At 35.9% G+C, this 26,316-nt stretch carries 26 protein-coding genes; 11 read left to right on the forward strand and 15 right to left on the reverse strand.

Annotated features, from left to right (window positions below):
* Positions 1-309 precede the first annotated feature (309 nt).
* The 8 genes from PXD56_RS15380 to PXD56_RS15415 all read left to right on the forward strand — a co-directional run bounded on the left by PXD56_RS15380 (position 310) and on the right by PXD56_RS15415 (position 11,227).
* Positions 310-1,950, forward strand: coding sequence for a TldD/PmbA family protein (locus tag PXD56_RS15380; RefSeq protein ID WP_276494232.1), 1,641 nt, complete (start codon positions 310-312; stop codon positions 1,948-1,950).
* 25 nt (positions 1,951-1,975) lie between these two features.
* The gene (locus PXD56_RS15385) at positions 1,976-3,292 is read left to right on the forward strand and encodes a TldD/PmbA family protein (RefSeq protein ID WP_276494233.1); all 1,317 of its coding nucleotides are present in this window, start codon (positions 1,976-1,978) and stop codon (positions 3,290-3,292) included.
* A gap of 95 nt (positions 3,293-3,387) precedes the next feature.
* On the forward strand, positions 3,388-4,008 hold the full coding sequence (locus PXD56_RS15390) for a DUF4159 domain-containing protein (RefSeq protein WP_276494234.1): 621 nt from the start codon (positions 3,388-3,390) through the stop codon (positions 4,006-4,008).
* 11 nt (positions 4,009-4,019) lie between these two features.
* On the forward strand, positions 4,020-5,024 hold the full coding sequence (locus tag PXD56_RS15395) for an AAA family ATPase (protein ID WP_276494235.1): 1,005 nt from the start codon (positions 4,020-4,022) through the stop codon (positions 5,022-5,024).
* 22 nt (positions 5,025-5,046) lie between these two features.
* Positions 5,047-5,946, forward strand: a complete 900-nt coding sequence (locus tag PXD56_RS15400; RefSeq protein WP_276494236.1) for a DUF58 domain-containing protein — start codon at positions 5,047-5,049, stop codon at positions 5,944-5,946.
* Position 5,947: 1 nt separating this feature from the next.
* Positions 5,948-7,243, forward strand: coding sequence for a BatA domain-containing protein (locus PXD56_RS15405; protein WP_276494237.1), 1,296 nt, complete (start codon positions 5,948-5,950; stop codon positions 7,241-7,243).
* Complete coding sequence (locus PXD56_RS15410) at positions 7,243-9,480, forward strand: tryptophan-rich sensory protein (RefSeq protein WP_276494238.1); 2,238 nt, start codon at positions 7,243-7,245, stop codon at positions 9,478-9,480. Before PXD56_RS15405 ends, PXD56_RS15410 begins: the two co-directional genes overlap by 1 nt.
* Positions 9,473-11,227 carry a hypothetical protein gene (locus tag PXD56_RS15415; RefSeq protein ID WP_276494239.1) on the forward strand — a complete coding sequence of 585 codons (1,755 nt, stop codon included), beginning with the start codon at positions 9,473-9,475 and terminating at the stop codon, positions 11,225-11,227. Before PXD56_RS15410 ends, PXD56_RS15415 begins: the two co-directional genes overlap by 8 nt.
* A gap of 7 nt (positions 11,228-11,234) precedes the next feature.
* Here the strand turns inward: PXD56_RS15415 and PXD56_RS15420 are convergent, their stop codons facing one another.
* From PXD56_RS15420 to PXD56_RS15450, 7 genes are all read right to left on the reverse strand, one after another.
* A complete protein-coding gene (locus tag PXD56_RS15420; protein ID WP_276494240.1) occupies positions 11,235-11,648 on the reverse strand; it encodes a DUF6691 family protein in 414 nt (137 codons plus the stop codon).
* Entirely contained in the window at positions 11,649-12,209 is a 561-nt protein-coding gene (locus PXD56_RS15425) for a YeeE/YedE family protein (protein WP_276494241.1), read from the reverse strand. It abuts the gene before it with no gap.
* Between the two features lie 125 nt (positions 12,210-12,334).
* Positions 12,335-12,634: a hypothetical protein gene (locus PXD56_RS15430; protein WP_276494242.1), complete on the reverse strand. Its 300-nt coding sequence runs from the start codon at positions 12,632-12,634 to the stop codon at positions 12,335-12,337.
* A gap of 15 nt (positions 12,635-12,649) precedes the next feature.
* Positions 12,650-13,726, reverse strand: a complete 1,077-nt coding sequence (gene cydB, locus PXD56_RS15435) for a cytochrome d ubiquinol oxidase subunit II (RefSeq protein ID WP_276494243.1) — start codon at positions 13,724-13,726, stop codon at positions 12,650-12,652.
* 3 nt (positions 13,727-13,729) lie between these two features.
* Positions 13,730-15,061, reverse strand: a complete 1,332-nt coding sequence (locus PXD56_RS15440) for a cytochrome ubiquinol oxidase subunit I (RefSeq protein ID WP_276494244.1) — start codon at positions 15,059-15,061, stop codon at positions 13,730-13,732.
* A 256-nt stretch (positions 15,062-15,317) separates the two neighbouring features.
* Entirely contained in the window at positions 15,318-15,797 is a 480-nt protein-coding gene (locus tag PXD56_RS15445; RefSeq protein WP_276494245.1) for a Dps family protein, read from the reverse strand.
* A gap of 88 nt (positions 15,798-15,885) precedes the next feature.
* Complete coding sequence (locus PXD56_RS15450; protein ID WP_276494246.1) at positions 15,886-16,413, reverse strand: DsrE family protein; 528 nt, start codon at positions 16,411-16,413, stop codon at positions 15,886-15,888.
* A 181-nt stretch (positions 16,414-16,594) separates the two neighbouring features.
* Between PXD56_RS15450 and PXD56_RS15455 the strand changes: the two genes are divergently transcribed.
* Together PXD56_RS15455 and PXD56_RS15460 are read left to right on the forward strand one after the other, a co-directional pair.
* Positions 16,595-17,632 carry a c-type cytochrome gene (locus tag PXD56_RS15455; protein WP_276494247.1) on the forward strand — a complete coding sequence of 346 codons (1,038 nt, stop codon included), beginning with the start codon at positions 16,595-16,597 and terminating at the stop codon, positions 17,630-17,632.
* A 4-nt stretch (positions 17,633-17,636) separates the two neighbouring features.
* Positions 17,637-18,971 carry an OprD family outer membrane porin gene (locus tag PXD56_RS15460; RefSeq protein ID WP_276494248.1) on the forward strand — a complete coding sequence of 445 codons (1,335 nt, stop codon included), beginning with the start codon at positions 17,637-17,639 and terminating at the stop codon, positions 18,969-18,971.
* A 12-nt stretch (positions 18,972-18,983) separates the two neighbouring features.
* Here the strand turns inward: PXD56_RS15460 and PXD56_RS15465 are convergent, their stop codons facing one another.
* A complete protein-coding gene (locus PXD56_RS15465; protein WP_276494249.1) occupies positions 18,984-19,187 on the reverse strand; it encodes a YgaP family membrane protein in 204 nt (67 codons plus the stop codon).
* A 237-nt stretch (positions 19,188-19,424) separates the two neighbouring features.
* On the opposite strand from PXD56_RS15465, the gene PXD56_RS15470 reads away from it, so the two are divergent.
* Positions 19,425-20,300, forward strand: coding sequence for a sterol desaturase family protein (locus PXD56_RS15470; protein ID WP_276494250.1), 876 nt, complete (start codon positions 19,425-19,427; stop codon positions 20,298-20,300).
* 25 nt (positions 20,301-20,325) lie between these two features.
* Here PXD56_RS15470 and PXD56_RS15475 read toward each other — a convergent pair whose 3' ends face one another.
* The 7 genes from PXD56_RS15475 to PXD56_RS15505 all read right to left on the reverse strand — a co-directional run bounded on the left by PXD56_RS15475 (position 20,326) and on the right by PXD56_RS15505 (position 26,311).
* Positions 20,326-20,595 carry a cation transporter gene (locus PXD56_RS15475; RefSeq protein ID WP_276494251.1) on the reverse strand — a complete coding sequence of 90 codons (270 nt, stop codon included), beginning with the start codon at positions 20,593-20,595 and terminating at the stop codon, positions 20,326-20,328.
* A 3-nt stretch (positions 20,596-20,598) separates the two neighbouring features.
* On the reverse strand, positions 20,599-21,240 hold the full coding sequence (locus tag PXD56_RS15480) for a Tll0287-like domain-containing protein (RefSeq protein WP_276494252.1): 642 nt from the start codon (positions 21,238-21,240) through the stop codon (positions 20,599-20,601).
* Between the two features lie 101 nt (positions 21,241-21,341).
* Positions 21,342-21,689 carry a rhodanese-like domain-containing protein gene (locus PXD56_RS15485; RefSeq protein WP_276494253.1) on the reverse strand — a complete coding sequence of 116 codons (348 nt, stop codon included), beginning with the start codon at positions 21,687-21,689 and terminating at the stop codon, positions 21,342-21,344.
* Positions 21,690-21,775: 86 nt separating this feature from the next.
* Entirely contained in the window at positions 21,776-23,185 is a 1,410-nt protein-coding gene (locus tag PXD56_RS15490; RefSeq protein ID WP_276494254.1) for an MBL fold metallo-hydrolase, read from the reverse strand.
* A gap of 125 nt (positions 23,186-23,310) precedes the next feature.
* A complete protein-coding gene (locus tag PXD56_RS15495) occupies positions 23,311-24,726 on the reverse strand; it encodes an MBL fold metallo-hydrolase (protein ID WP_276494255.1) in 1,416 nt (471 codons plus the stop codon).
* An 82-nt stretch (positions 24,727-24,808) separates the two neighbouring features.
* Complete coding sequence (locus PXD56_RS15500; RefSeq protein ID WP_276494256.1) at positions 24,809-25,609, reverse strand: sulfite exporter TauE/SafE family protein; 801 nt, start codon at positions 25,607-25,609, stop codon at positions 24,809-24,811.
* A gap of 69 nt (positions 25,610-25,678) precedes the next feature.
* A complete protein-coding gene (locus tag PXD56_RS15505; RefSeq protein ID WP_276494257.1) occupies positions 25,679-26,311 on the reverse strand; it encodes a Crp/Fnr family transcriptional regulator in 633 nt (210 codons plus the stop codon).
* Between the last annotated feature and the right edge of the window lie 5 nt (positions 26,312-26,316).

Raw genomic sequence — 26,316 nt, forward strand, 5'->3', positions numbered from 1 at the left:
TCAAAAACAAATTCTCAAACTATCTTCAATTCCATTTCAAAATCCCTTCCGAAGTACAAAAAATCCCCACCCCATTTTTATATAATTCTTAAAAGCAGCATTAAAAGTTATATTTTATGTTAAGGTTAACATAATTGTATCTAAAGCCTAACTATTTTTAGGGAGCACGAATAATTAAGTTAAAGATATTTCTAGCTCAATCGCGAGAATAACTCAATAAGGTAGTTAAATTTTCATATGATTAAATTAGAAATAGTTTTTTTCTTAAAGAACAACGCTAACAGCATTGAAACACTATAAAACTAACACATGAAAAGAAGAGATTTTGTACAGTACGCCGGGTTGGGTGCCGGAGCATTGATGATGCCATCATTATTGCTAGGTAACGACATCCCTACAGAGGCGTTACTGGAACCAGGTATGGATGCCTTGGTGAAAAAACGAATGGCAGATGTTGCCTTAAATACTGCCAAATCATTAGGTGCTACCTATGCAGATGCCCGTATAGGCAGGTATTTAAATCAGTATGTATTCACTAGGGAAGACAAAGTTCAAAACGTGGTCAATACAGAATCTTTCGGTATAGGTATACGAGTAATCGCTAATGGTACATGGGGTTTTGCCTCTACCAATAGTGTTACCGAAGATGGTATTAAAAAAGCAACGGAACAAGCAGTTGCCATTGCAAAGGCAAATTCAAAAATTCAAAAAGAACCGGTAAAGTTAGCTCCTGTTAACGCATACGGAGAGGTGTCTTGGAAGACGCCGATCAAAAAAGATTTTAAGGAAGTTCCTGTTTCAGAAAAGGTAGACCTTTTATTAAGTGCTAATGCAGCCGCTTTAGATAACGGGGCAAACTTTGTAAACTCTGCCTTATTTATGGTGAACGAGCAAAAGTATTTTGCATCTACTGATGGTTCTTATATAGACCAAGATATTCATCGCTTGTGGCCAACTTTAAGAGTGACTGCTGTTGATAAGGCTGCCGGTACTTTTAAGACCAGAGAGAATATGAGTGCTCCCGTAGGTATGGGCTATGAATATTTAGACGGATTGGAATCTGAGAAAATCGATGGTCCAGCAGGATTACGCTTATATAAAAATAGCTATGACATGGTAGAGGATGCCACTATAGCAGCTAAACAGGCGAGAGAAAAACTAACAGCGAAATCTGTAGACGCCGGTAAATATGATTTAGTCTTAGAACCAAATCACCTTGGGTTAACCATTCACGAATCTGTAGGTCACCCATTAGAACTTGATCGTGTATTGGGTTATGAAGCCAACTATGCAGGTACAAGTTTCGCTACATTGGATAAATTAAAATCGGGCAACTTCAAATACGGTAGTGATATTGTAAACCTTGTTGCCGATAAAACCCAGGTAGGTTCTCTAGGTGCTGTTGGGTATGATGATGAGGGAGTGAAATCGAAGAAGTGGGATTTGGTACGTAACGGAGTGTTGAGCAATTTCCAAGCGATACGTGACCAAGCACATATGATCGGGGAAGAGGAATCTCATGGTTGTTGTTATGCACAAAGCTGGGACGATGTACAGTTTCAACGTATGCCAAATGTTTCTTTAGAACCGGGCAAAGAGAAGTATTCTAGTGCCGAAATGATAAAAGATGTAGAAAAAGGTATTTATATAGCAGGTCGTGGATCGTATTCTATTGATCAGCAACGTTATAATTTCCAGTTTGGTGGTACTGTATTTTACGAAATTAAAGATGGTGAAATTGTGGGTATGTTAGAAGATGTAGCTTACCAAAGTAACACCCAAGAGTTTTGGAATTCTTGTGTTAAGATTTGCGATAAAGATGATTACCGTTTGTTCGGTACTTTCTTTGACGGTAAGGGGCAGCCTTCTCAGGTGAGCGCTGTATCTCATGGTAGTTCTACTGCCAGGTTCAATGATGTAAATGTAATTAACACTGGTAGAAACATTTAATTGTTTCACTCAAAAAAGAACAACAATGGCAATTTATACAAAAGAAGAAGCAAGAAAAATATTGGAGAAAGCATTGAGCTTTTCCAAAGCCGATACCTGCGAGATAAATTTAAGCGGTTATAATAGCGGTAATATAAGATATGCACGAAATACGGTATCTACATCTGGGTACAGTTCTAATCAAAGTTTGGCGGTACAGTCTAGCTTTGGTAAAAAATCTGGGACGGCTACTATTGATGAGTTTGATGATGCATCATTGGAAAAGGTAGTTAGAAGGGCTGAAGAATTGGCACAATTATCTCCTGAGAATCCAGAATTTATGGAGCCTTTAGGTCCGCAGATGTATGATGAGGCTATCACATATAGCGAATCTACAGCAAAGATCACTCCTGAGTATAGAGCTGAGGTAGCAAGCAGTAGTATTGTTCCGGCAGATGCAAAAGATGTTACTGCGGCAGGTTTTTTAAATGACTCTGCAGGTTTTAGTGCAATGATCAATTCTAAGGGATTATTCGCTTACAATCAATCTACCGATGTAGATTTTACCGTAACCATGCGTACAAATGACGGTACCGGTTCTGGTTGGGTAAAAAGAGATTTTAATGACGTAGATAAGTTTGATGCTGATGAAGCTGCAAAAACTGCAATTGATAAAGCGGTACTCTCTAGAGAGGCAAAAGCGATTGAACCTGGTAAGTACACGGTAATATTAGAACCAGCTGCTTCGGCAGATTTGTTACGTAACATGTTCCGCTCACTAAATGCGCGTTCTGCAGATGAAGGTAGAAGCTTTATGTCTGCTGCAGATGGTAAGAACAAGATTGGTGAGAAAATAGTGGACGAACGTGTTAATATATATTCTGACCCGTTGAATCCTGAAGTACCAACATCTACATGGAACGGAGAAGGGCAGCCACTGAAGAAAACAAGCTGGATAGAAAACGGAGTGGTTAAAAATTTGGCGTATGACCGTTTTTGGGCAAAGGAAAAAGGTGTTGAGCCAGTTCCTTTTCCACCAAACGCTATTATGACAGGTGGTGATGCCAGTTTGGAAGAATTGATCAAGAGTACTAAAAAGGGAATTTTGGTAACCCGTTTATGGTACATACGTAGCGTAGATCCACAAACCTTATTGTATACGGGACTAACGAGAGACGGAACGTTCTATATAGAAAATGGACAAATTAAATACCCTGTAAAAAACTTCAGGTTTAATGAGAGTCCGATCATCATGCTGAACAATCTAGAAACGTTAGGGCAACAAGTACGTATTAATGGTAATCTAATACCATATATGAAAGTGCGCGACTTTACGTTTACCAGTCTTTCAGATGCAGTTTAAAACATCATAAAATTATAGAAACTGGTTGTTTGTGGCACATCACGACAACCAGTTTTTCTTTTTTCTATCGGAATAAAAACACAAACTACTTGCCCTTGAGCAACGAATTTTTCTTTACGAGATTACAGTATGAGTCCGGCGATTGGGATGTGGATCAGCGCATGCCATCTAACCTTTTGAATTCATTGGTAGAGTACACTACGTTAAAGGTTGATGCGCAAGAGAAGATCATCACTTTGGCAAGCGATGATATTTTTAAGAGTCCGTTTTGCTATATCTCGGGTCACAAGTTGGTGGAGTTTACAAAAAAGGAACAAGAGAATTTTGAGAAATATGTGCGCAATGGCGGCTTTGTTTTTGCCGATGATTGCAATCACGATATTGACGGTTTGTTCGCCAAATCTTTTGAGCGGCAGATGGAAGAAATATTTGGTGCATCCGCATTAAAAAAAATACCCAACGACCACGAAATCTATACAATATTCTTCGACTTTGAAGACGGTCCGCCGACCACATCACAAGAATTGAATGGTTGGGGAGATGATCTGGTACACGATTATTTAAAAGCTATTGTGGTAAACGGTAGAATTGCGGTACTGTATAGCAACAAAGACTACGGTTGCGAGTGGGATTATGATTTTAGAAACAAACGCTGGTACAAAATAGACAATACACGGTTTGGGGTCAACATTGTTATGTACGCCCTAACCTCATAAAATATTTTTGAATGGATAAAGAATTACAACGCATTGCAGATGAGGTAGAAATGCTCTCAGGTAAATTAAGTGCCCTAAAGCAAGAAATTGGAAAAGTGATTATTGGGCAAGAAGAAACCGTATCGCAATTATTGATTACGTTTTTAGCCGGTGGTCATGCATTGTTAGAAGGGGTTCCCGGTTTGGCAAAAACCTTAATGATCAGAACTTTGGCGAATGCCATCGATTTAAAGTTTAAAAGAATACAGTTTACGCCCGATTTAATGCCTTCGGATATTATTGGGACCGAGATTTTAGAGGAAGATCAAACTACCGGTAAAAAGTTCTTTAAGTTCAACAAAGGTCCTATTTTTTCTAATATTATCCTGGCGGATGAAATAAACCGTACCCCACCAAAAACACAGGCAGCATTGTTGGAAGCGATGCAAGAATTTGAAGTAACCTACGGTGATAAAACCTATCCCTTAGATAAACCATTTTTTATACTAGCTACGCAAAACCCAATTGAGCAATCAGGAACATTTGTTTTGCCGGAAGCACAGCAAGACAGATTCTTGTTATACATCAAAATAGGGTACCCAACAAAACAAGACGAGGAAGCTATTCTAAAGGCTACCACGGGAACCTTCAAAAAGAAACTGAACAAAGTAATTTCTGGTGATGATATTGTACGCCTTCAAGAATTGGTTAGAGAAGTATCTATCAGTGACGCCTTAATCAGTTTTGTAAGTGATATTATTAGAGCAACCCGCCCAGAGACCACTACCGATGCTTATGTAAAAGACTGGGTAGATTGGGGTGCAGGTCCGCGTGCAGGTCAAGCAATGATCTTAACGGCGAAGGCTAACGCTTTGTTAGAAGGTAGATTAGCAGTTACGTTGGATGATATCAAAAGTGTAGCGTTACCAGTACTTCGACATAGGGTGTTGGTAAATTTCAGGGCAGAAGCAGAAGGCATTACTTCAGACAAAGTAGCAACACACTTATTGAATGCTATTGCAATAAAAGGCGAATAACTAACGCTCCATTATCGAGTACATGGCAAAACAGGACTATCACAATTTATTAAAACCAGAAGTCATCAATACGGTTGAGGGACTTTCCTTGATATCGCGCATTGTGGTAGAGGGGTTTACGTCTGGTTTAAATAGAAGTGCTAGTGTGGGTCCTGGGATGGAATTTAGCCAGTACAGAGGTTACGAACCCGGTGACGATTTGCGATTGCTAGATTGGAAAATGTTGGCACGTTCCGGTAGATACTACATCAAGCAGTCAGAAATTGAAAGTCAGGTGACCATTAAGTTTATCGTAGATGCCAGCGCATCTATGTTGCATAAAGAAGAAGCGCTTTCAAAAGTAGATTTTGTGCGTGTGTTGGTAGCGACGCTGGCATACATGGCACATAAGCAAGGCGATGCCGTGGGGCTATTTGCTTTAAATGAAAGTGATGTAGTCAGTATTTACCCTAAGGCAGATAAAAAGCATTACAACAGACTGTTATTAGAATTGATAAATATTTCAACTACAGGCAAGTGGCCGGCAACCCATATTTCTAACAAACGCATACCTAACAGAGGAGGGAAGGAGTTAGTTTTTTTCCTGACGGATATGTACGAAACTAGTGAAGAGATTTCAAAATTTATAAAAGGATTGAAATCCGCCAGAAATGAGGTTGTAGTCTTGCAGGTTATGGGCGCTGCGGAGATGGATTTCAATTATGGACCTAATATCACCTTTGAAGATTGGGAAACGGGAGCAAGAATAAAAGTAGATACGCAGCAGGCGAAAACTGAATATTTAAACAATCTGGAGTTCAGGTTAAAAAAAATCAAGGAAGAATTATTGTCCAACGGGATAGATCACCATGTATTTAGAATGGATGCACCATTGGGCGAAGCTTTGCTATTATTTTTAAAACAACGAAAAAGACTCGGTTAATATGTCATTTGCACATCCTTCATATTTATGGGCTTTATTTGGACTTCTAGTTCCGATAGCAATCCATCTATGGAGTAAAAAGGAAGCAAAGACGATAAAGATTGGTAGTGTACAGTTGTTGTCAGAATCAAAATCTAAACAATCTAGCAGCATTCAATTGAATGAATTATGGTTGTTATTATTGCGAATGGGCATTATTTCGTTAGTGGTTGTTTTGATGGCAAAACCACAATGGCATGCAAAAATTAGTAATAGCAAAGTCACGTATGTGGTTGAACCAGAACTGGCACAGAATGCCGATTTCATGTCTCAATTTATAGAAGAAGGCAATGATCAAGAAATAAGACTTTTACAAAAAGGGTTGCCTTTAAATGAGGGAGAGGAACAAGTTACAAAGCTAGATGCTGTGCAAGATTACTGGGCGCTGGTATCTGAAATGGAAGAGTTGCCTACAGACAGCATCGTGGTTTTTACAAATGGTTTTGCCAGCGGGTTAAAAGGAGCAAGACCAGAAAGCAGACAGAACATAAACTGGATCGTTATTGACAGCGCATTATCAAAAGAAACTCCGTTACTAGCATACAAACGAGAAAACGAATTACAATTATATACAGGATGGAGTGGTGCTGGTGAAACTAAAGTCAGTAGTAGAAAAATAGCCTTGGGAGAAGATTTTACACTTTCTTCTAGTGGTGATAGTCTGGTGATCTCAAAACATGACCCAGTAAAAAAAGTACCTGTAATTGTACAAAACCCTATAGAAATAGCCCTCTTTTATGCGGATAGCTTGCAGCAAGATAAAAGGTATATAGAGGCATCGTTAAAAGCCCTTGCTATTTATTTGGATCGGGAAATTAATGTAACGTCTAAATTAGATAGCGAGGAAATTTCAAAAAACGAGGCAGATGTAGTTATTTGGCTTAGCAATAAACCACAACCTGAAGCAGCACAGAAACTATTGGTATTGAGAGAAGATGTTATGGCACAGTCTATCATAGTTACTGCAGAAGAGGATGCTGTCTATTATTTGACTAAGCGTATAACATCTGAAAATGCAGTATCGGAAAGAGTAACGGAGAAATTACTTGATGTCTTAGAGGTTAATAGTGAGTTGCAAGAATTACTGATTCACGTAGATAAACGTTCAGTTGCAGCATCAGAAATACAAACCAACTATGTAGCTGTAAAAAGCAAGGAAAAACAGTTGGCAAGTTTTAATGTGAATCCGTATTTATGGGGATTACTTCTAGTATTATTATTGGTAGAACGCTTTGTGGCACATAAACGTAAACAGTAATGGAGCAGGGCAAACTACATTTAACGAAATTTCAAAAGCGTTGGCAGTTGTTGTCGTACACCGAGGCTGTTTTGTATGCTTTAGGCATTGCTGTGTTATGCTATTTTATCACTAAAAATATACTAGTAGGCTTGGTAGCATTTGTAGTTGGTTTGCTCTTTGTTATCCTGGTAAAAAAACCTTGGCAACATAACTTAAATACCACTAGCTCGTTTATTGACGCCCATGTTTCAGAAGCATCTTTCAGTACAGGATTGTTGTTACAACCAGAAGATTCATTGTCCAATTTAGCGAAATTACAGCGCTATAGAGTATCAGAAGAGCTGTCTAAAAGGTTAGGAGGCATAACTCCGCCAAACGGATTAAAACAAGCATTTTTGGTTATGTTGGCATGCATTGCTATTGGGTTAATAGTACATCAAATGAACCTATTTCAAAGTGTAGATGAAATACTGAATAACCCCAAGAATACGGAACAGATTCAGTTTGTAGCAATAGATAGTCTACAAAAAGATAGTAGTATACCTGAAATTGAGAATCAGAAAATTACAGTTGTTTATCCCTCCTATACTAGATTAGGCAGTAAAACTACCGCTAACGCAAATATTAAGGCAGTTGCGGGTTCTAAAGTGATATGGAGCCTACAATTTGATAATCCTGTTGTTGAACCCGTTTTAGATGTAATGGGAGAACTAAAACCATTAAATAAAGTAGGGGACGATTATCAAATAGAATTACCATTGAAAGCATCAGGATTCTATAGTTTCAAATTCAAAAATGAGGAAGGAACAGAGTTTACGTCAGATTTGTTTTCGTTAGAAGCTACGGCAGATGATCCGCCAGAAATTGAAATACTTGGCTTGGAACAGTACACCTATTTCGATTTTTCAGACAAGAAAATTGTGCAACTACAAAGCTCCATTACAGATGATTTTGGAATTGATGAAAGCTACATCATCACTACGGTAAGTAAAGGAACTGGCGAGTCGGTGAAATTTAGGGAAGAAAAATTGAATTTTAAGGAAGCCATGTCAAAAGGAGTTAAATCTATACGAGCAACCAAAACATTGGATTTAAATGCCCTAAAAATGGAAGTAGGCGATGAGCTGTATTTCTACATAGAAGCCTTTGATGAAAAACAACCGAGAAGAAATGTAGCTCGGAGCGAAACTTATTTTGCAGTCATCAAAGATACGGTTAGCGAACAATTTGGAGTAGAAGGAACTTTAGGCGTAGATCAAATGCCCGATTATTTCAGAAGTCAAAGGCAATTGATTATTGATACGGAGAAGCTCATAAAAGATAAACCGAGCATAACGATTGAAGAATTTAAAACTCGAAGTAATGAACTAGGGTTTGATCAGAAAGCGCTACGTTTAAAATATGGTCAGTTTATGGGTGATGAAGCTGAGATGGAAGAAGCGCCTGCTGAGATCGAAAGTCATGAAGAAGGTGAAGAGCATGATCACGCTGAAGATCAAGAAAATGTAATAAAAGATTTCATGCATGATCATGATGGTGATAATGAGCATAATTTAGTAGAACAACATGAACATGGGCATGAAGGTGATGCGGAAGAACCAGAAGACCCCTTACATGATTATCTTCATAATCACGATGATCCAGAGGAATCCACATTATTTGAAGAATCGTTGAAAACGAAATTGCGAAAGGCATTAAGTATTATGTGGGATGCTGAATTACATTTACGATTGTATGAGCCAGAAAAGTCTTTACCCTTTCAATATGACGCTTTAAAATATATTCAAGAAATAAAAAATAGCGCGCGTATTTATGTACACAGAATAGGTTTTGATCCACCACCGATCAAAGAAGACAGCAGACTTACCGGTAAAATAAAGGATATTAAAAATTATAGGAAAAATGAATCGACTACAGCAGAAGAACCTTTTGAAGCCATTGAAAAAGCTATTGGTCGGTTAGAACAATTGGTGCAAAAGGAAAATGCGTATACTAAGAGCGATAATGCCCTTTTTACAGCTGCAGGTAATGAATTGGCACAGTTGGCAATAGAGAACCCTGGTAAGTATTTACAGGTGTTACAAGGTTTAAAAAGGATAGAGAACAATACAGGTAGAACAATAGAAAATTTTAGGTTTGTTCAAAAGGGATTGTTCTTGGCATTACCAAAAGCTCCACAAAAACCCGGAGCTGAAAAAATGTATGTAGACGAAATCAATTCATTATTTCTAAAACAGCTGGAAGTATATGATTGATGGTTATTCATTTTTACAGCAAGATTTGATAGTTCCCGTAATTATGGGCGGTGTGTTGTTGCTTGCAGTCTATATTTTTAAGGAATGGAAGGCACCAAATAAAGGGCGGTTTATTCTGAATTCGTTAATCGCATGTGTCTCAATTTTATCGTTGGCATTACTAATTCTTGAACCTACCAAAGAATTGGCTTTACAAGATAAACAAGGACTGCTTTTAACAGATGGTTTCAGGAAAAAGCAACAAGACAGTTTAGAGCGTATTTACAAGGGTATTCAGGTGTTAGAGTATAATCCTAAGAAATCGATTCGTTCGGCTTTAGATTCGCTCACCAATCTAATCATTATTGGTAATGGGGTAGAGCCCTACGATTTTTATGCATTTGATAGTCTCCCTACAACGTATATTCCCAATAAAATTCAGTCTGGCATTACACAGTTAGACTTTACTAAGCAAATTGTTTTAGGAGATGATGTAAAGGTAAAAGGGAAAATTTCTAAACCCATAGAAGGTTCATTTCTTGTATTGCAAGATTCTAGAGGAAATGGTCTTGATTCCATTGATTTTAAAGAGAATTCTGTGAATGATTTCTCGTTGAAGTCGGTTCCAAAAGTGAGTGGCGATTTTGTTTTTCTATTGACAGAAAAAGATAGTGTTGGTAAAGTGGTGAAGGCAAATCCGTTACCGATAACTATTCGGGAAAAGGAGAAAGTCAGCATTTTAATAGTCAATACGTTTCCTACGTTTGAAACTAAATATCTAAAAAACTTTCTTGCCGATGCAGGTTATGAAGTAACGGTACGCAGTCAACTCACAAAAGGCAAGTATAAGTTTGAATATTTTAATACCAAGGCATCGCCCGTTTATCAATTTACCGAAGAATCTTTGAATACTTATGATGTGGTCATTGCAGATGCAGATACCTATTTCAATTTTGGTAGATCTGTAAAGCATCGTTTTGAAAATAGTATTAGGGAAAACGGATTAGGTCTTTTTCTACAACCAAGTGATTGGTTATTTAATTTAGGAGCAAATACCTCTTATTTTACATTTAAGAGAGACGGTATCAAAGAAGTTCAGTTACCAAATACTAACATTACATTAGAAAAATATCCATTTAAGTTTACGAAAGATTTTGCTACAAATGTTATAAGAGTCAATGGAGCTACAGATTTGTCATTTTATAAACAAATGGGCTTAGGTAGGGTTGCAACTACAACAATGTTAAATAGTTATCAATTATTGTTGAATGGGAAAGATCAAGTATACAAGAATATTTGGACCCAGATTTTAGATAACGTAGTAAAGCAAAAAGAGCTGTCGGTACAGTGGCAATCCCTAACAGAAATACCTAAAGTTGATGAGCCTTATTCTTTCGCATTACGTACAAGTTTAGAAGAATTATCTGTTATACAAACAGATGAAAATAGGGTTTCTTTGCTTCAGAATGCAACGGTTCCTTTTAAATATACGGGAACAATTTATCCCACGAAAAAAGGATGGAATACCTTAAAAGTTAAGTCTGACAGTACCTCAAAATTTTCATACTACGTGTATGGTCCTGATGATTGGAAATCTTTATCCGCATTCAAAAACAGAGCTGCCAATACCAAACATTTTAGCGCTGAGGTAAAAGAAAATAGGGCAGTAGTAATAAAAAGCCCTATGTCTCCAATTCTATTTTACATCCTATTTTTATTGGGTGTGGGGTGGATGTGGCTGTCTCCTAAAATATCAAACCACAGTTAAACCAGTTTTAATGAGGTAACTTGTCTTTTATGATACCATATACGAAAGTTCCAAGAATGGCACTTGCAATTACAATTAAAATTGAAAAATAGCCTGCTCCTGCAAGCACATACATTGGTCCTGGGCAAGCACCTGCCAACGCCCATCCTAATCCGAAGATGATACCACCAATTAAATAACGGGCAACACTTTTGTTTTTAGGGTGTAAGTTCATTTCAGTACCGTCTATAGATTTAATATTGTTCTTTTTAATGATTTGTACACCCACAACACCTATGGCCAATGCAGAACCAATAATACCATACATATGAAAAGATCCAAATTGGAACATTTCATAAATTCGAAACCACGACGCAGCTTCAGATTTATACATGATGATACCGAAAAATATACCTATGGTCAAATAACTTAAATACTTCATTTAGCTAAAAATTAGAGGGAATAAAAGGTGAATCATAACTAGCCCACCAATAAAGAAACCGACAACGGCAATTAAAGAAGGCAATTGCAAATTACTTAGACCAGATATAGCATGACCGCTAGTGCAACCACCGGCATAACGTGCACCAAAACCAACCATGAATCCGCCTAAAATTAAAACAGCAAGAACAGAAGGGTCGGTTAGGTTTTCAGAAGCAAATAGCTCAGGTGGTAAATATGCCTCGCCGGCACTATTTATTCCATAATCCGTAGCAAGTTGTTGAGCAACCTCCGGATTAATATTTACCGTGTTGTCCGACATGAAATTTGAAGCAATAAAACCGCCGATTATGGCACCTAGCACAACTACAAGGTTCCAACGTTGCGCTCTCCAATCAAATCTGAAAAAATCAGAATATTTAGCCGCTCCACCAATAGAACACATGGTTCTAAGGTTTGAAGACATGCCAAACTGTTTACCTACATAAAGCAGAATAAACATTGTCAAGGCAATTAAAGGACCGGCAATATACCATGGCCAGGGATCATATAGTAAATTCATTTTCTTGAAAAATCTAGTTCTAAAGCGCAAAGAACGTATAAAGGACATCAATATAAAGTAACAATAGTTACATAGTTATATTCCAAACAAGGTTATGATGTTTAAGTGTCTAATAGTGAGTGATTTTAGCTATTGTTAAGTTTTTGATAAACTATTTTTGCAACGACCAAAGCTAAACAGCCACCTAATGTGGATACTACTAAATTAATGGTTAATAGTGAGCTGCTAAAATCGCCGTCTTCTATTATATACCAAGCGTTAAAGCCTAATCTACCAAAGGTTTGAATGACGAGAATACTGCCAAATACACCTATAAGCGTGTTTCCGGTGACACCAAATGAATAGTGCTTAAACATCAACCCCATAATATTTGCAGCTATAATACCCATAGCTATGCTTAAAAGAGAAATTAATGAGCCAGTCATTATTATAAAATTTTTTTAATGCTCTCCATAGCCCACGTCATCCATTTTACCGTTGAAAATGCGGTATTGTACAAACATGTAAACGGCAACTAAAACTATGGCAATGGCAAACCAGTAAACACCAACGGATAATCCGTATTCATCAGCTGCCACGTTATAAATAGTCAATGATGGGTTTATAGAATTGGTAGATGGTAATACTTTTGGAAAAATAGAAGCCGCCGTAGAGGCAAAACCACCAAACAGAAATAAAGCCGAAAAGAGAAAACCATATCCGTCTTTTTTAAATTTTTTAATCCAAAATTGACCAACAAGACCTGTTATAGTAATAGTAGGGAAAAGCCATAGAAAAGGTTTGTCAAGAAAATTTGTAAATGGTTTAGGTTCTATGATATGCCAAATAAGTATTGAAGTAATTACAAGTGCCAACAATACAAAATTCAATTTAAAAATTATTGATTTTAATCTAGTATTCAATTCTGCATTGGTCTTAAAAATAATCCAGTTAGCACCATGTATGGTAAGTGCAACCACACTAATGATACCTAGCAATAAGGTAAACCAATCTATAATACCTAAATGTTCTGCCGTGGGACTAAAGGTGGGGTTCCATAGGGGTAAAAAGAAGTAATGGGCTTCATAGGCAGATTCTCCATTTTCTACCATACCTAAATTTACACCACGTACAACATTGCCTAAAGCTACACCAAAAAATAGTGCTAGTAACAAGCTTGCTATACCAAAAGCCTTGTCCCAAATAGACTCCCACATCTCGTTATGGTATTGCCCCCTAAGTTCTAGACCAATGGCTCTAAAAATAAGCAACCATAAAATCATTATTAGCGGTAAGTAAAAACCACTAAAAGAAGACGCATACAGGGTAGGGAAAGCAAAAAATAAAACTCCACCAGATGCAATTAACCAAACCTCATTGGCATCCCAAAAAGGACCTATAGCGTTAGTTACCGCTTTTTTATCTTTTTCTTTTTTAGCAAAGAACAGATGTACTATACCAGCACCAAAATCGTAACCATCTAGAATGACGTACATACCAAGCATGCCCATTAAAACAATGTACCAGAATAATTCCATAATTTATAAGTTTTGAAGTTCAGGTCCTTTTTTTATGATTTTACCGGCGAGAATTAAAAATAACATTCCCAGCAATAAATACAGCCCTATAAATCCTAAAAGGGTAAACAGCGTATTGCCTGCAGATACGGTAGGTGAAGCACCTTCAGAGGTTCTTAGCAGGTTATATACCAACCAGGGTTGGCGTCCAAGTTCAGCAGTGTACCAACCAGTGGTATTTGCAATGTATGGAAAAGGAAGCATGAACATGATAGACCATAAGATCCACTTGCTAGTATATAATTTTTTACGCCATAGTTGAAAAGCAGCTATACCCATTAAGCCTATGAAAATAGTTCCCAAGCCAACCATAATATGATAAGAATAGTATAATCCAGGTATATTTGTAGGGTAGTCTTTTTCATCGAACTCATTTAGACCTTTTATTTGGGCATGCCACTTTTGATACGTTAGAAAGCTAAGTACATTGGGAACGGCAATTTTATTGTCCAGTTTTTTGAACTCCATATCTGGTTGCCCGATCAATACAATTTCAGAACCACCTTCTTCAGTTTCAAAAATACCTTCCATTGCAGCAAATGTCACAGGTTGATATTTTACTACATTTTTTGCCACAAGATCACCAGTTGGGAATGCAACAAGTACAGAAGACACCAATCCGAAAATTACACCGGTTTTAAGAAATAATTTACCAAATTCATTATGCTTCTTACTTAACAAATAAAAAGCACCAATGCTCGCTACTACAAAAGAAGCCGTTATAACGGAAGCTAATTGGTTGTGCAAATAAGATGGTAGTAACCACGGATTAGAAAATAATGCACCAAAATTATTTAAAACAAATTTTCCGTTTTCTAAAATTTCAAAACCTACAGGGTTCTGCATCCATGAATGTGTAGCAATTATAAGATAACCACTGGCCCATGAACCTAGAAATACTAAAAAGCCAGTTAAGAAATGCAGCTTTTGACCCATTAATTTTTCTCCGAAAAGAAAGAGACCTAAAAATGATGATTCCAAGAAAAAAGAGAACATACCTTCCATAGCAAGTGTCTGTCCTATTATTCCACCTGTAAGTTCAGAGAATTTTGCCCAGTTAGTCCCAAACTGAAATTCCATAGGTATACCCGTGACTACACCCATAGCAAAATTAAGAGCGAAAATTTTCATCCAAAATTTAGCGGCATCATTATATTTTATAATTTGAGTTCTAAGAAATTTCCATTTAAAATAGACGATCATTAATGAAAGCCCCATAGTAAGTTGTGGAAACAAATAATGGAAAGTAATAGTGAAAGCAAATTGCATTCGGTCATAGAAAAGCATGTCTTCCATAGTCTAAATTCTTTTCAATTTTTTTTATATGTAAAGGTATAATTCACATGATAATTAAAGGTAACCAATGTTACATTTAAAGGCGAATAATTATGGTAAATATGTTTTAAAATTCATGTAATGAAAACAGGTTTAGTTTTAATCTAAAAATCACCTATTCAAAAGGTTGTTCTATATTTTTCTTAAAATGATAGTAAAAAAAATCCCCAAAACTTGTTTAGCAAATTTTGGGGATATAAAAGATATTTTTGAGAATTTAGTCTTGATAGGCAGATAGCATCCAAACCAATTTCTCTTGTTCGGTAATATAATCGCTCATTAAAGAAACAGTGCCTTCATCCTCGGCTTCGGCAGCTATTTTTAGGGTAGCTCTTTCTTTTTTTAAAAGTATGCTTAAACTATCTAAAATGTTGTCTATAGCTTCATCGCCATCAACTACATTTTCACTAGCCTCTATTTCAGATTGTTCAATATATTTGGTAAACGTATGTATTGGAGTGTTGCTCAAGGTTAGCACTCGTTCTGCAATTTCATCAACCTTGATTAAGGCATCATTATAAAGTTCCTCGAATTTCAAATGAAGCTCAAAAAACTTTCGACCCTTAATATTCCAATGAAAACCCCTAAGGTTCATATAAAACATTTGGTAATTTGATAATAGGTCATTTAAATGTGTTGCAATATCGTTTGAATCTTCTGTATTTAATCCAATCTTCGATAAACTTGAATTTGCCATTGTTAATATTTAAAAGTTATAGTAATGTAATCTTTTCAAAAGTCGCTTTTGTATGTAAACCTTACGCCTTATCTAAATAGATAAGTGCTTACGGCATAAAAATATATCCGTCCATTTGATAATTGGCAAGAACCATCATTGCGGATAATCCTAATTCTGTATTCGGGTTTAAATCTGCAGCGCTAATATCTCTTGCGGCAGCAGCTTGCGCGCAAACATAAAATTCTACTCCGTAATCTTTTAATAATTTTATTACAGCTTCATTTGGGTTTGCCTTTTCATATTTAGCCTTGTATTTAGTTTCGTTTAAAGCAGTGAAAGTGGCACCACCATGTACAGCAGCGATGATATTTACTTTATCGGCAGAAACGCCCCCTGCACCTAGCATATTAATCATTCTTGCAATTTTAAAATAACCAATATTAATGCCATCCAACTCACGCTCATCTTTTAGGTCAAAAACAAGTTTATATTCTTTGTTAGGGTCAGGTTGTATGGCTACCTCTTTGAATTCCTTAATTTTTCCATAACCTTCTATTATAGGTGTTGTCCATTCTTGTGCCGTTGTAAGTTGTACTGCCATAATCGCTATAATAAGTAAAAGTGTTTTTCTCATGTGCTCGTTATATTTAAAATGAATGATTTGTTGGTTTAATAATATGAGTTACTAATGTCCGTAATTTTAGAAAAGAATGAAAGTAAGTTAAAGCATTTAACGCAAGTGTAACTATTGTTACATCAATAAACTTTCAATATTTATAGATTCGTTATTTAAATTAGCGTAAGATTACATTTCTATGGGTGATTTACGAATTTTAGCGAAACAACTATTTAAGCTCTTTACAATTGTGTTTGTGTTAGTAGGGCTAGTCTTTATATGGCTTTTGAACTATGAGCCTACTAAAGAAAGTGAAGAAACAATACAAGTAAAGGATATTGTAGTTATTGACAAATGGCAACCCAAAGATGCAATCGCTGAAATTAAGAATATGTCGACGGTGGTCAAAAAAGGCTATTATTTAATAGCTGAGACTTCAAAATATATGGGTCCCAATGCAGCCCGTGCCGAAGATAGATATAGCGGTAATAATTTGGCTTGTGCCAATTGTCATTTACAAAAAGGAGCTCAGGCAGGTTCAGGGTCATGGGTAGGTATTTTAGAGAGATTTCCACAGTTTGGTGGTAGGGGCAATAAAGTGGGTACTATTCAAGATAGAATTAATGGGTGCATGGAGCGCAGTATGAATGGAAAAATGCTTCCGTCAGACTCAGATAAATTGGTGGCCATAGTAGCTTATATGGATTGGTTGAGTGAAGGGGTGCCAGAGGATAGAAAGGCCGAGTTTAAAGGATACCCAAAAATAAAGATACCTGCTGTAGCTGTGAATTTAGAAAAAGGAAGACAGGTATATCAAAAAGAATGTGTTATCTGTCATGGGGAAAATGGAGCGGGAGTTCTCAATGCTATTGATGGTAAAAGCTACACGTATCCACCACTATGGGGTCCAGATAGTTTTAACGATGGTGCAGGTATGAATAGAGTAATCACTTCGGCAGAATTTATTAAGAGTAATATGCCCTATTTACAAGCGACCTGGGATAACCCTAAACTGACCGACGAAGAAGCGTATCATGTAGCAGGATATATTAATAGTTTCTCTAGGCCACATAAATTGAATACTGTAAACGATTATCCTGATAAGAAGCTAAAACCAGTCTCTACACCCTACGGACCGTGGGTAGATGATTTTTCTCCAGAGCAACATAAAAATGGACCATTTTTACCAATAATGGATTTCTATAAAGAGAAATACGGAATCACTAAAACAAAGTAACCCCATGCGATTAATATATCTGCTCATTTTTTGTCTGCCTATATTTTCTAAGGCACAAGATTCTGTTGCGGTAAAGAAAAAAGGCACATTATCTGGGCAATGGCGAACCTATTATATGATGACGTCAAATAAAGGGGAATTGAAAGATTTTCATGCATTGGCAACGGGTGGTAAAATAAAGTACGAGTATAAATTATTAAAGAATTTAGAATTAGGAGTGGCCCTTTACAACTCAACCAATATTGGCTTACAAGATTTGAAGGCACCTGATGCCACCACAGGAAGAATAAGTAGGTATGAAGAAGGGTTATTTGATAGGCTGGATTTAAGTAATGATGCTCTCTTTTTATTGGGAGAACTGTATGCGAAATATCACCTAGCTCAGCATTCATTTGCGCTTGGGCGGATGAAAATTAATACACCGTTGATTAACCCAGAAGATGGCAGAATGATACCTACTTTGGTCCAAGGGTTTTGGTATAATTTTAATGTAGAAAAAACAAAGTTTCAATTAGGTGTACTAAATGAAATAGCACCAAGATCTACCGGAGAGTTTTATGGAATAGGAGAAAGCATAGGAACTTACCCCGTAGGTAGGAACAAATTAGGTACGGCATCGCGGTATGCCAATAATACGGCATCTGATTATATACTATTGGCAAATGTGGATTATAAGATAACCGATAAATTTAAAGTGAATATATGGAATCAATTTGTAGATAATATATCGAATTCTATCTATTTAAAACCATCTTATAGTATATCTGAATCATTGATGTTAGAAGGGGAGTGGTTGCATCAAAATAAACTGGGTAATGGTGGAAGCAGTGTAGACTCGCTTCGCTATTACAACCAAAATTCTGCAGATATAGTAGGATTAAAAATTGCTCATGAAAGCAAAGCAGGACTGCTATCTTTGGCATACAATAGAATATTACCCCATGGTCAATTTATCTCGCCAAGAGAATGGGGTAGAGAAGACCTTTTTAGTTTTCAAAAGCGAGAACGTAGCGAAGGTTCTGCAGATAATCATGCATTGGTTCTAAATTATAAAGAAGACTTTGCATTGTTAAATGATCTAAATCTTATATCTATATTAAGTATTGGTAAGCACTGGAAACCAGATCCAACCAATGCTGTTTTAAATAAATATGCTATGCCAGATTACACGCATATAAATCTAGATATTTTCTTCAATATTAAAAAGCTGAAGCGTTTAAGACCAGAGCTATTATTGACCTCTAAAATAGGAAATGGTGATATACCAGATAATCCTAATTTATTTTTTAATAAGGTAGATATGTTTCATTTAGATGTCATTCTAAACTATAATTTTTAGATAATAATCTTACTATTTAACCTTACAAGTACTGCCACCAAATAGCGTATACAGAGGGCAAAAACTTACGAAAGAAGTTAATATAAAAATCGCTGCAATAGCTAATGCAACATAACCCAAAATACCAGTAACTGCATTTGTGAAAAACGCAATTAGAAGAATAGCGGCAATTATGAATCTTATAAACTTATCTGTTGTTCCCATATTTTTTTTCATGATACTAGTTTTTAAATTATGATTTAAAACATTATGTAATGTTGTTGCTCAATTTTAGACTTAACTTAAAGTAAGCAACGTTTAGTTAACTTTTCAATGGTAAGGTAGTACTAAATTGAAGTGCTAAAAATGATATTGGTCATAAGTAAAAATGCTAAAAATCAGTCAATTGAAATGTAACATTGGTTACAGTGATTTTGTTATTTAAAAAGTATTTTTGCAAAAAGCGTTATAGTAATGAAAGCATATTTAGATGCCTTTTTAAATGCAATTACAGGAACTTTAAGTTGGACATGGAAATCCATTATTTTCGAAGTGCCCTGGTACCTAAATTACTTCTGGGGACTCATTCTAATTTCCTTGATTGTATGGTCATTAGAAATTGTTTTTCCTTGGAGAAAACAGCAGGGTGTATTTAGAAAAGACTTTTGGTTAGACGGTTTTTATATGTTCTTTAATTTCTTTCTATTCGCCATAGCCATAAGTGGTATTTATAAATTATTACAGGTTTTTTTTAATGATATTGGTATAAAAGCAAATAGTTTAGCGATCATAGATATATCTGCCTGGCCAATGTGGGGTCAATTACTATTATTTTTTATCGTTCTAGATTTTGTACAATGGTTCACGCATACCTTATTGCACAAGTATGCTTTTCTTTGGAAATTTCATCAAGTTCACCACAGTGTCAAAGAAATGGGTTTTGCGGCGCATTTACGATACCATTGGATGGAAAACTTATTATACAAACCTTTAAAAACTTTTGGTGTAATGATTCTTGGTGGTTTTGAACCCGAGCAAGCCTATATTGTACATTTTGCAGCAATTGCCATTGGGCATTTTAATCATTCTAATATAAAGATTACATGGGGACCTTTAAAATATATAGTAAACAACCCGGTAATGCACCTATATCATCACGCCTATGATTTACCTGAGGGTACTTATGGTGTAAATTTTGGTATTAGCCTAAGTCTTTGGGATTATATATTTAAAACCAATTACATACCAGAAGATAGTGGTGATGTAAGATTAGGTTACCCGGGTGATGAAGATTTACCACAAAACTTTTTAGGACAAATAACCCATGGTTTCAAAGCAAAGAAGAAGTAATTTATATTACTTCTTCTTTGTGTGATTAATTAGATAGTTTACCCGTGGCGCAACTTACATAAGATTTAGCTTTTGAAAGCATAGAGTTATCATCATCTAAACTAGGATAACCTATTAATTTTAATTTTGTTTTTGCGAGTAGTATATCTTCTGGTTTCAAAGCATCAAAAGAGACCGATGACGATTCTACAGATACCGCTACATTGGTAATTGTTGCTATCTCCTCTAATTTTGAAACGATTGTTTTGGCACAACCGCCACATTTTAAATTTTGAATAGGAATTACTGATGTCATATTTTATTTATTTTGATCGTCTTTAAAACTAATACTCCAAATACCTCTAACCTCATTTTCTGTATAGCCAACAGCCTGGTCATATGGGTATTTATCGTTCAAAAGCTGTGTAACCTTTGGGTCGATATTTGTTTCTGGTATACCATGGCAATTTAGACACATGGTGTTCGTAACAATAGGGGAATAAAAATTTGTGATTCCATTATCGTTCGTTAATATAGGTTTATAAGACTCGTTGTTATTAATTTTTGATTTAAAAAATTCAATATATTCAAGCTCTTTTTCGCTTGCTTTATTATTAGTATTTCTTGGTCTGTCAGTTACTCTCTTAATCTTGGCATGATGTACAATAGCCATACTATCTGTTAATGGATATGCTTTTTCATTACAAAATTCTACAGCACCTACAAGACCATTTTTTTGAATGTTTAACATAAGGTTTTGGCCCAATACTTTTTGCGTGCTTTGGGCTATCATTTTACCTTTTTTTAAAAATATACTATCATTTGTTTCGGTATCAGCATCTTTTATAGAATCATATGAAAATTCATCTTTAGAATTATCAATTGTCTGTTGTTTTCCTTTAGAAAAATCTTTGCAACTAAAAGCAAAAACAATTGTGAGTAATAAAAATATCTTTTTCATAAATTTATATTTATAGCCAATTCTATAATTTTTAGAACGCATATGATTAACAAATTAATGTAGGGTATTAAGCAAACCGTTAAATGATTGCTCGTCTACTTTTAATTCCAAGAGTTATAACCACCTTTTAAATCAAATACTTGCTCAAAGCCCATTTTTAAAAGTCTACGAGCTGCTTTTTGACTTCTGGCGCCTGACCTGCAATAAACATAAACAGGCTTTTCTTTATCTAATTTTTCAAAATAATTTTTGAAGTTACCAGAATTGAAAAAATCAATGTTTATCGCTTTCTTAATATGGCCGCTATTATATTCTGATGAGGTTCTAACATCAAAAGGTTTTATGTTATTGGCAATAATTTGTGTGGCATATTCTCTTTTGTCCAACACAGTTATATTGCCTGTAGTTTCTTGTTCTTTATTACCAAAGAGTGTACTTAAAAATGACATGATGTTTTGTTTTAATTAATACTTAATGATAGAAAGAAACGGTCTTGGTATATGACCGTCTCTTTCAATAACCAACCAATAAAAAATTATAATGTAGTAGGGCAAACAAATTCCGTTACAGGTATACCAGCTTCTTTAATTGCTTTGAATCCGCCTTTTACATCTATAAGGTTGTGAATACCTCTGCTTTTTAAAATTGAAGAAGCAATCATACTTCTATATCCACCGGCACAATGCAGGTAAAAGGATTTACTGTTAGGAAATTCAGCTAAATGATCGTTTAAATAATCTAGCGGAGTGTTCACGGCATCTATAATATGCTCAGATAGAAATTCAGATTCTTTTCTAACATCAAAAACAGAAACATTTTCAGTTTCAATTAATTTTTTAAGTCCGGCTGCATTCACTTGACTTACGGTATCATATTCCATTGATGCTTTTTTCCAAGCATCGAATCCGCCTTCTAAAAAGCCTAGTGTTCCATCAAAACCAACTCTAGATAATCTAGTTACGGTTTCTTCTTCCATTCCTAACGGTGTTACCAGTAATATAGGTTGTAGCACATCTGCAATTAGAGCGCCTACCCAAGGGGCAAAACTACCATCTAAACCAATAAAGATGGATCGTGGTATGTGTCCTTTTGCAAAATCATCTTGGTGACGAACGTCTAATACTATAGCTCCAGTTTCGTTTGCAGTTGCCTCAAAAGCAGCGGGCGATAATGCCCTTGTACCACGTTCAAGTACTTTTCCAATATCCTCGTAACCCTCTTTATTCAGTTTTACGTTTAAAGGAAAGTATTGTGGTGGTGGTAAAAGACCATCAATTACTTCTTCAATGAACTCTTCTTTGGTCATATCTGAACGCAAGGCATAATTCATTTTTTTCTGATTGCCTAAGGTGTCTACAGTTTCTTTCATCATATTCTTGCCACAAGCAGAACCGGCACCATGAGCAGGATAAACAATTACGTCATCTGCCAAAGGCATAATTTTATTTCGTAAACTATCATATAAATAACCAGCAAGATCTCTTTCTGTTAACTCGCCCATTTTTTGAGCAAGATCTGGTCTACCAACATCACCTAAAAACAAAGTGTCTCCGCTGAATATAGCATGGTCTTTTCCTTTATTATCTTTTAATAGATAGGTAGTACTCTCCATTGTATGACCAGGCGTGTGTAAAGCCGTAATGGTGATATCACCAAGTTGAAACACTTGATTGTCAGTAGCAATAATGGCATCAAAAGACGGATTGGCTTTAGGACCGTAAATAATTTGAGCTCCCGTTTCCTTTGCTAAGGTTACATGGCCACTTACAAAATCGGCATGAAAATGCGTTTCAAAAATATATTTGATTTTGGCATTATCGGCATTTGCTTTATTAATATAAGGCTGTACTTCTCGTAGAGGATCAATAATTGCCACCTCTCCTTTACTTTCAATGTAGTAAGCACCTTGCGCTAGACAGCCGGTATATATTTGTTCTACTTTCATATGCTTTAATTTAGTATTGAAACAAAAATAAAAATGTAAATACAGCTATACAGTAACTTAGGTTACATAGTATTTAGAAATTAACAGCTCTGAAGAAGAAATCAGAGCTGTTTTTAAATGTAGTGTTATAATAGTGTCGACGGGCACACATATGCTGTCTTAGGTATGTTTGTCTTTGAAATAGCTTCAAAACCACCTCTAACATCTGTAAAATCTGTCCAACCTCTTTGCTTTAATATAGATGCAGCTATCATACTTCTATAACCGCCTGCACAATGTAAAACAAACGCATCGTCTTTTGGAAATTGGGCCAAATGCTGGTTAATTTCATTTAAAGGAATGTTTATGGCACCAACCACATGTTCAGAATCGAATTCGCTCTTTTTTCTAACATCAATAATTAAAGGTTTATCGGCGTTATATTCAGCTTCTAATCCATCGGCATCAATTCTGTTGCTTACCTCAAAATCTTTTCCTGATTGCTTCCAAGTATCAAAACCACCATCTAAAAAGCCAACGGTATTGTCATAGCCAACTCTTGCTAAACGGGTAATGGCTTCTTCTTGCTTGTCTTTGTAAGTGACCAATAAAATCTCTTGTTTAATATCGGGTATCATTTCACCGACCCATTGGGCAAAACTACCTTCTAAACCAATGTTAATACTATTAGGAATAAAACCTTTTGCAAAATCTTCGGCATTTCTAGTGTCTAAGACCAAAGCACCTGTTTCATTGGCAACAGCCTCAAAAGCATCTGGTAAAAATGGGGTAGTAGCCCTATCCATAATCTTATCTAAACTTTCATAACCTTGTATATTCATTAAAACATTTTTAGGGAAATAACCTGGGGGAGTGGTTAATCCTGTCAATAATTCCTTAATGAATTCTTCTTTGGTCATATCTGGGCGTAAAGCATAGTTTACTTTCTTTTGATGTCCAAGGGTATCAGTAGTTTCTTTACTCATCATCTTACCACAAGCAGAACCTGCGCCATGGTTAGGGTAAACGATTAAATCATCATTAAGTGGCATGATTCTATTTCTAAGCGACTCGTATAAATACCCGGCAAGCTTTTCTTCGGTTAAATCTGCAACCACATGTTGTGCCAAGTCTGGTCTACCAACATCGCCAATAAATAAGGTGTCACCGGTAATAATACCATGTTCTTTACCGGTCTCATCAATCAAAAGATATGTGGTACTCTCCATAGTATGACCAGGAGTGTGTATTACTTTTACCTTATAATCACCTAATTCAAATACTTGGTTGTCTTTAGCTGTAGTTGCTTTATATGCAGGTTTTGCACCAGGTCCAAATACAATTTCTGCACCTGCTTTCTTTTGTAAATCTAAATGTCCGCTAACAAAATCGGCATGAAAATGAGTTTCAAAAACGTATTTTATTTTTGCATTGTCTTTCTTGGCCCTGTCTAAATAAGGCTGTACCTCACGCAGTGGGTCAAAGACTGCCGCAACTCCCTTACTTTCTATATAATAGGCTGCATGAGCCAAACATCCGGTATAAATTTGTTCTATTTTCATGTTGTTGTATGTTTTGATTAGTAGCATAAAATTACCCTTTGTAATAGTCTTATACTGTGACTTTTGTCACATAAGCCAAAATTTATTTAAAGAATTCCATATAGAAAATAAAGACAGCCATAACAAGAATAAAATAGCCAAAACCTTGCTTTAGTTTTTTACCGTCAATGAAACTACTGAGGTAACTACCAATAAAAATACCTACGAATGAGATTGATGTAAAAATGGCAAGAAACTCCCAGTCTATGAGCATTGTCATGGCGTCGCCCAGAAAGAAACCCATTAAAGATTTAATGGCAATTATAATTAAAGAGGTGCCTACGGCAACTTTCATTTCAACATTCGCCAAAACCACTAATGCCGGTATAATCAAGAATCCGCCTCCTGCACCAATTAGTCCCGTAATGCTACCTACCAATAGTCCTTCTAATAAAATTAAAGGGTAGTTATAGGCAACCACTCCCGTATTCTCAATCTTCTTTTCTTTTTTAAGCATTGAGTACGCCGCAGGAATCATTAAAATTGCAAATAGACCAAACATGGCCATTCTACGTGTAAATTGAAAATTATCAATTTCAAATAAAATATTGGGCATTGCCGGTACCACATAATGTCTAACCAACGTTACACCTATTATTGCAGGAATACCAAAAACGATAGCGGTACGCCAATCTACATAACCTTTTAAATGTTGTTTCCAGCCACCTACAAGTGCACTGGCACCAACTATAAAGAGAGAATAGGCGGTAGCGGCTTTTTCGTTAATAGAAAAAAGATAAGCTAAAACGGGCACAGCAAGAATAGAGCCGCCCCCACCAATAAGACCTAAAGATATACCGATTATTAGGGCACTGATATACCCAAAAATATGCAAGATTTCCATGTAATATAATTAATATTACAAATGTAAATTGAGTAAGAAACCTGCGCAGTAACAATGGTTACAGAGGTATTATAAATCTAATATTTCTAAATAATTACGGTGAAGTTTAATTTTACCCATTTCTTCTAACTTCTTTAAAAGTCTAGAAATAACCACTCTAGAGCTATGTAGGTCATAGGCAATATCTTGGTGGGTACTATGAATAATATTGTCATTTGTTACTCTTGCCTTTTCTTTCAGATAACCAATTAAGCGCTCATCCATTTTTTGAAAAGCAATATTGTCCAAGGTGCTTAAAAGCTCATTTAATCTAACATGGTAGCTATTAAATACGAAGTTTCTCCAAGATTTGTATTTAGCGGTCCATTCTTCCATTTTCTGAATAGGCACCATAATCAATTTGGCATCTGTTTCGGCTATGGCTCTTATTTCACTTTTTTTATCGCCCATACAACATGCCATGGTCATAGAGCAGGTATCACCTTTTTCTAGATAATATAAAAGTAACTCATCACCATCTTCATCTTCTCTTAAGATTTTAATGGCTCCAGAAATTAATAAAGGCATACCTCTAATGTAGTCACCGATTTCCATGAATTTATAACCTTCTGGCACTTCTTTAAAAGTACCTACTTGTACAATTTCATTGATGAGCTCTTCTTCAAAGATATCTCCGTATTCTTCCTTTAAGTCCTGAATCATTCTTG

It is taken from the genome of Maribacter zhoushanensis, from assembly GCF_029350975.1.
GTDB classification, from domain to species: domain Bacteria; phylum Bacteroidota; class Bacteroidia; order Flavobacteriales; family Flavobacteriaceae; genus Maribacter; species Maribacter zhoushanensis.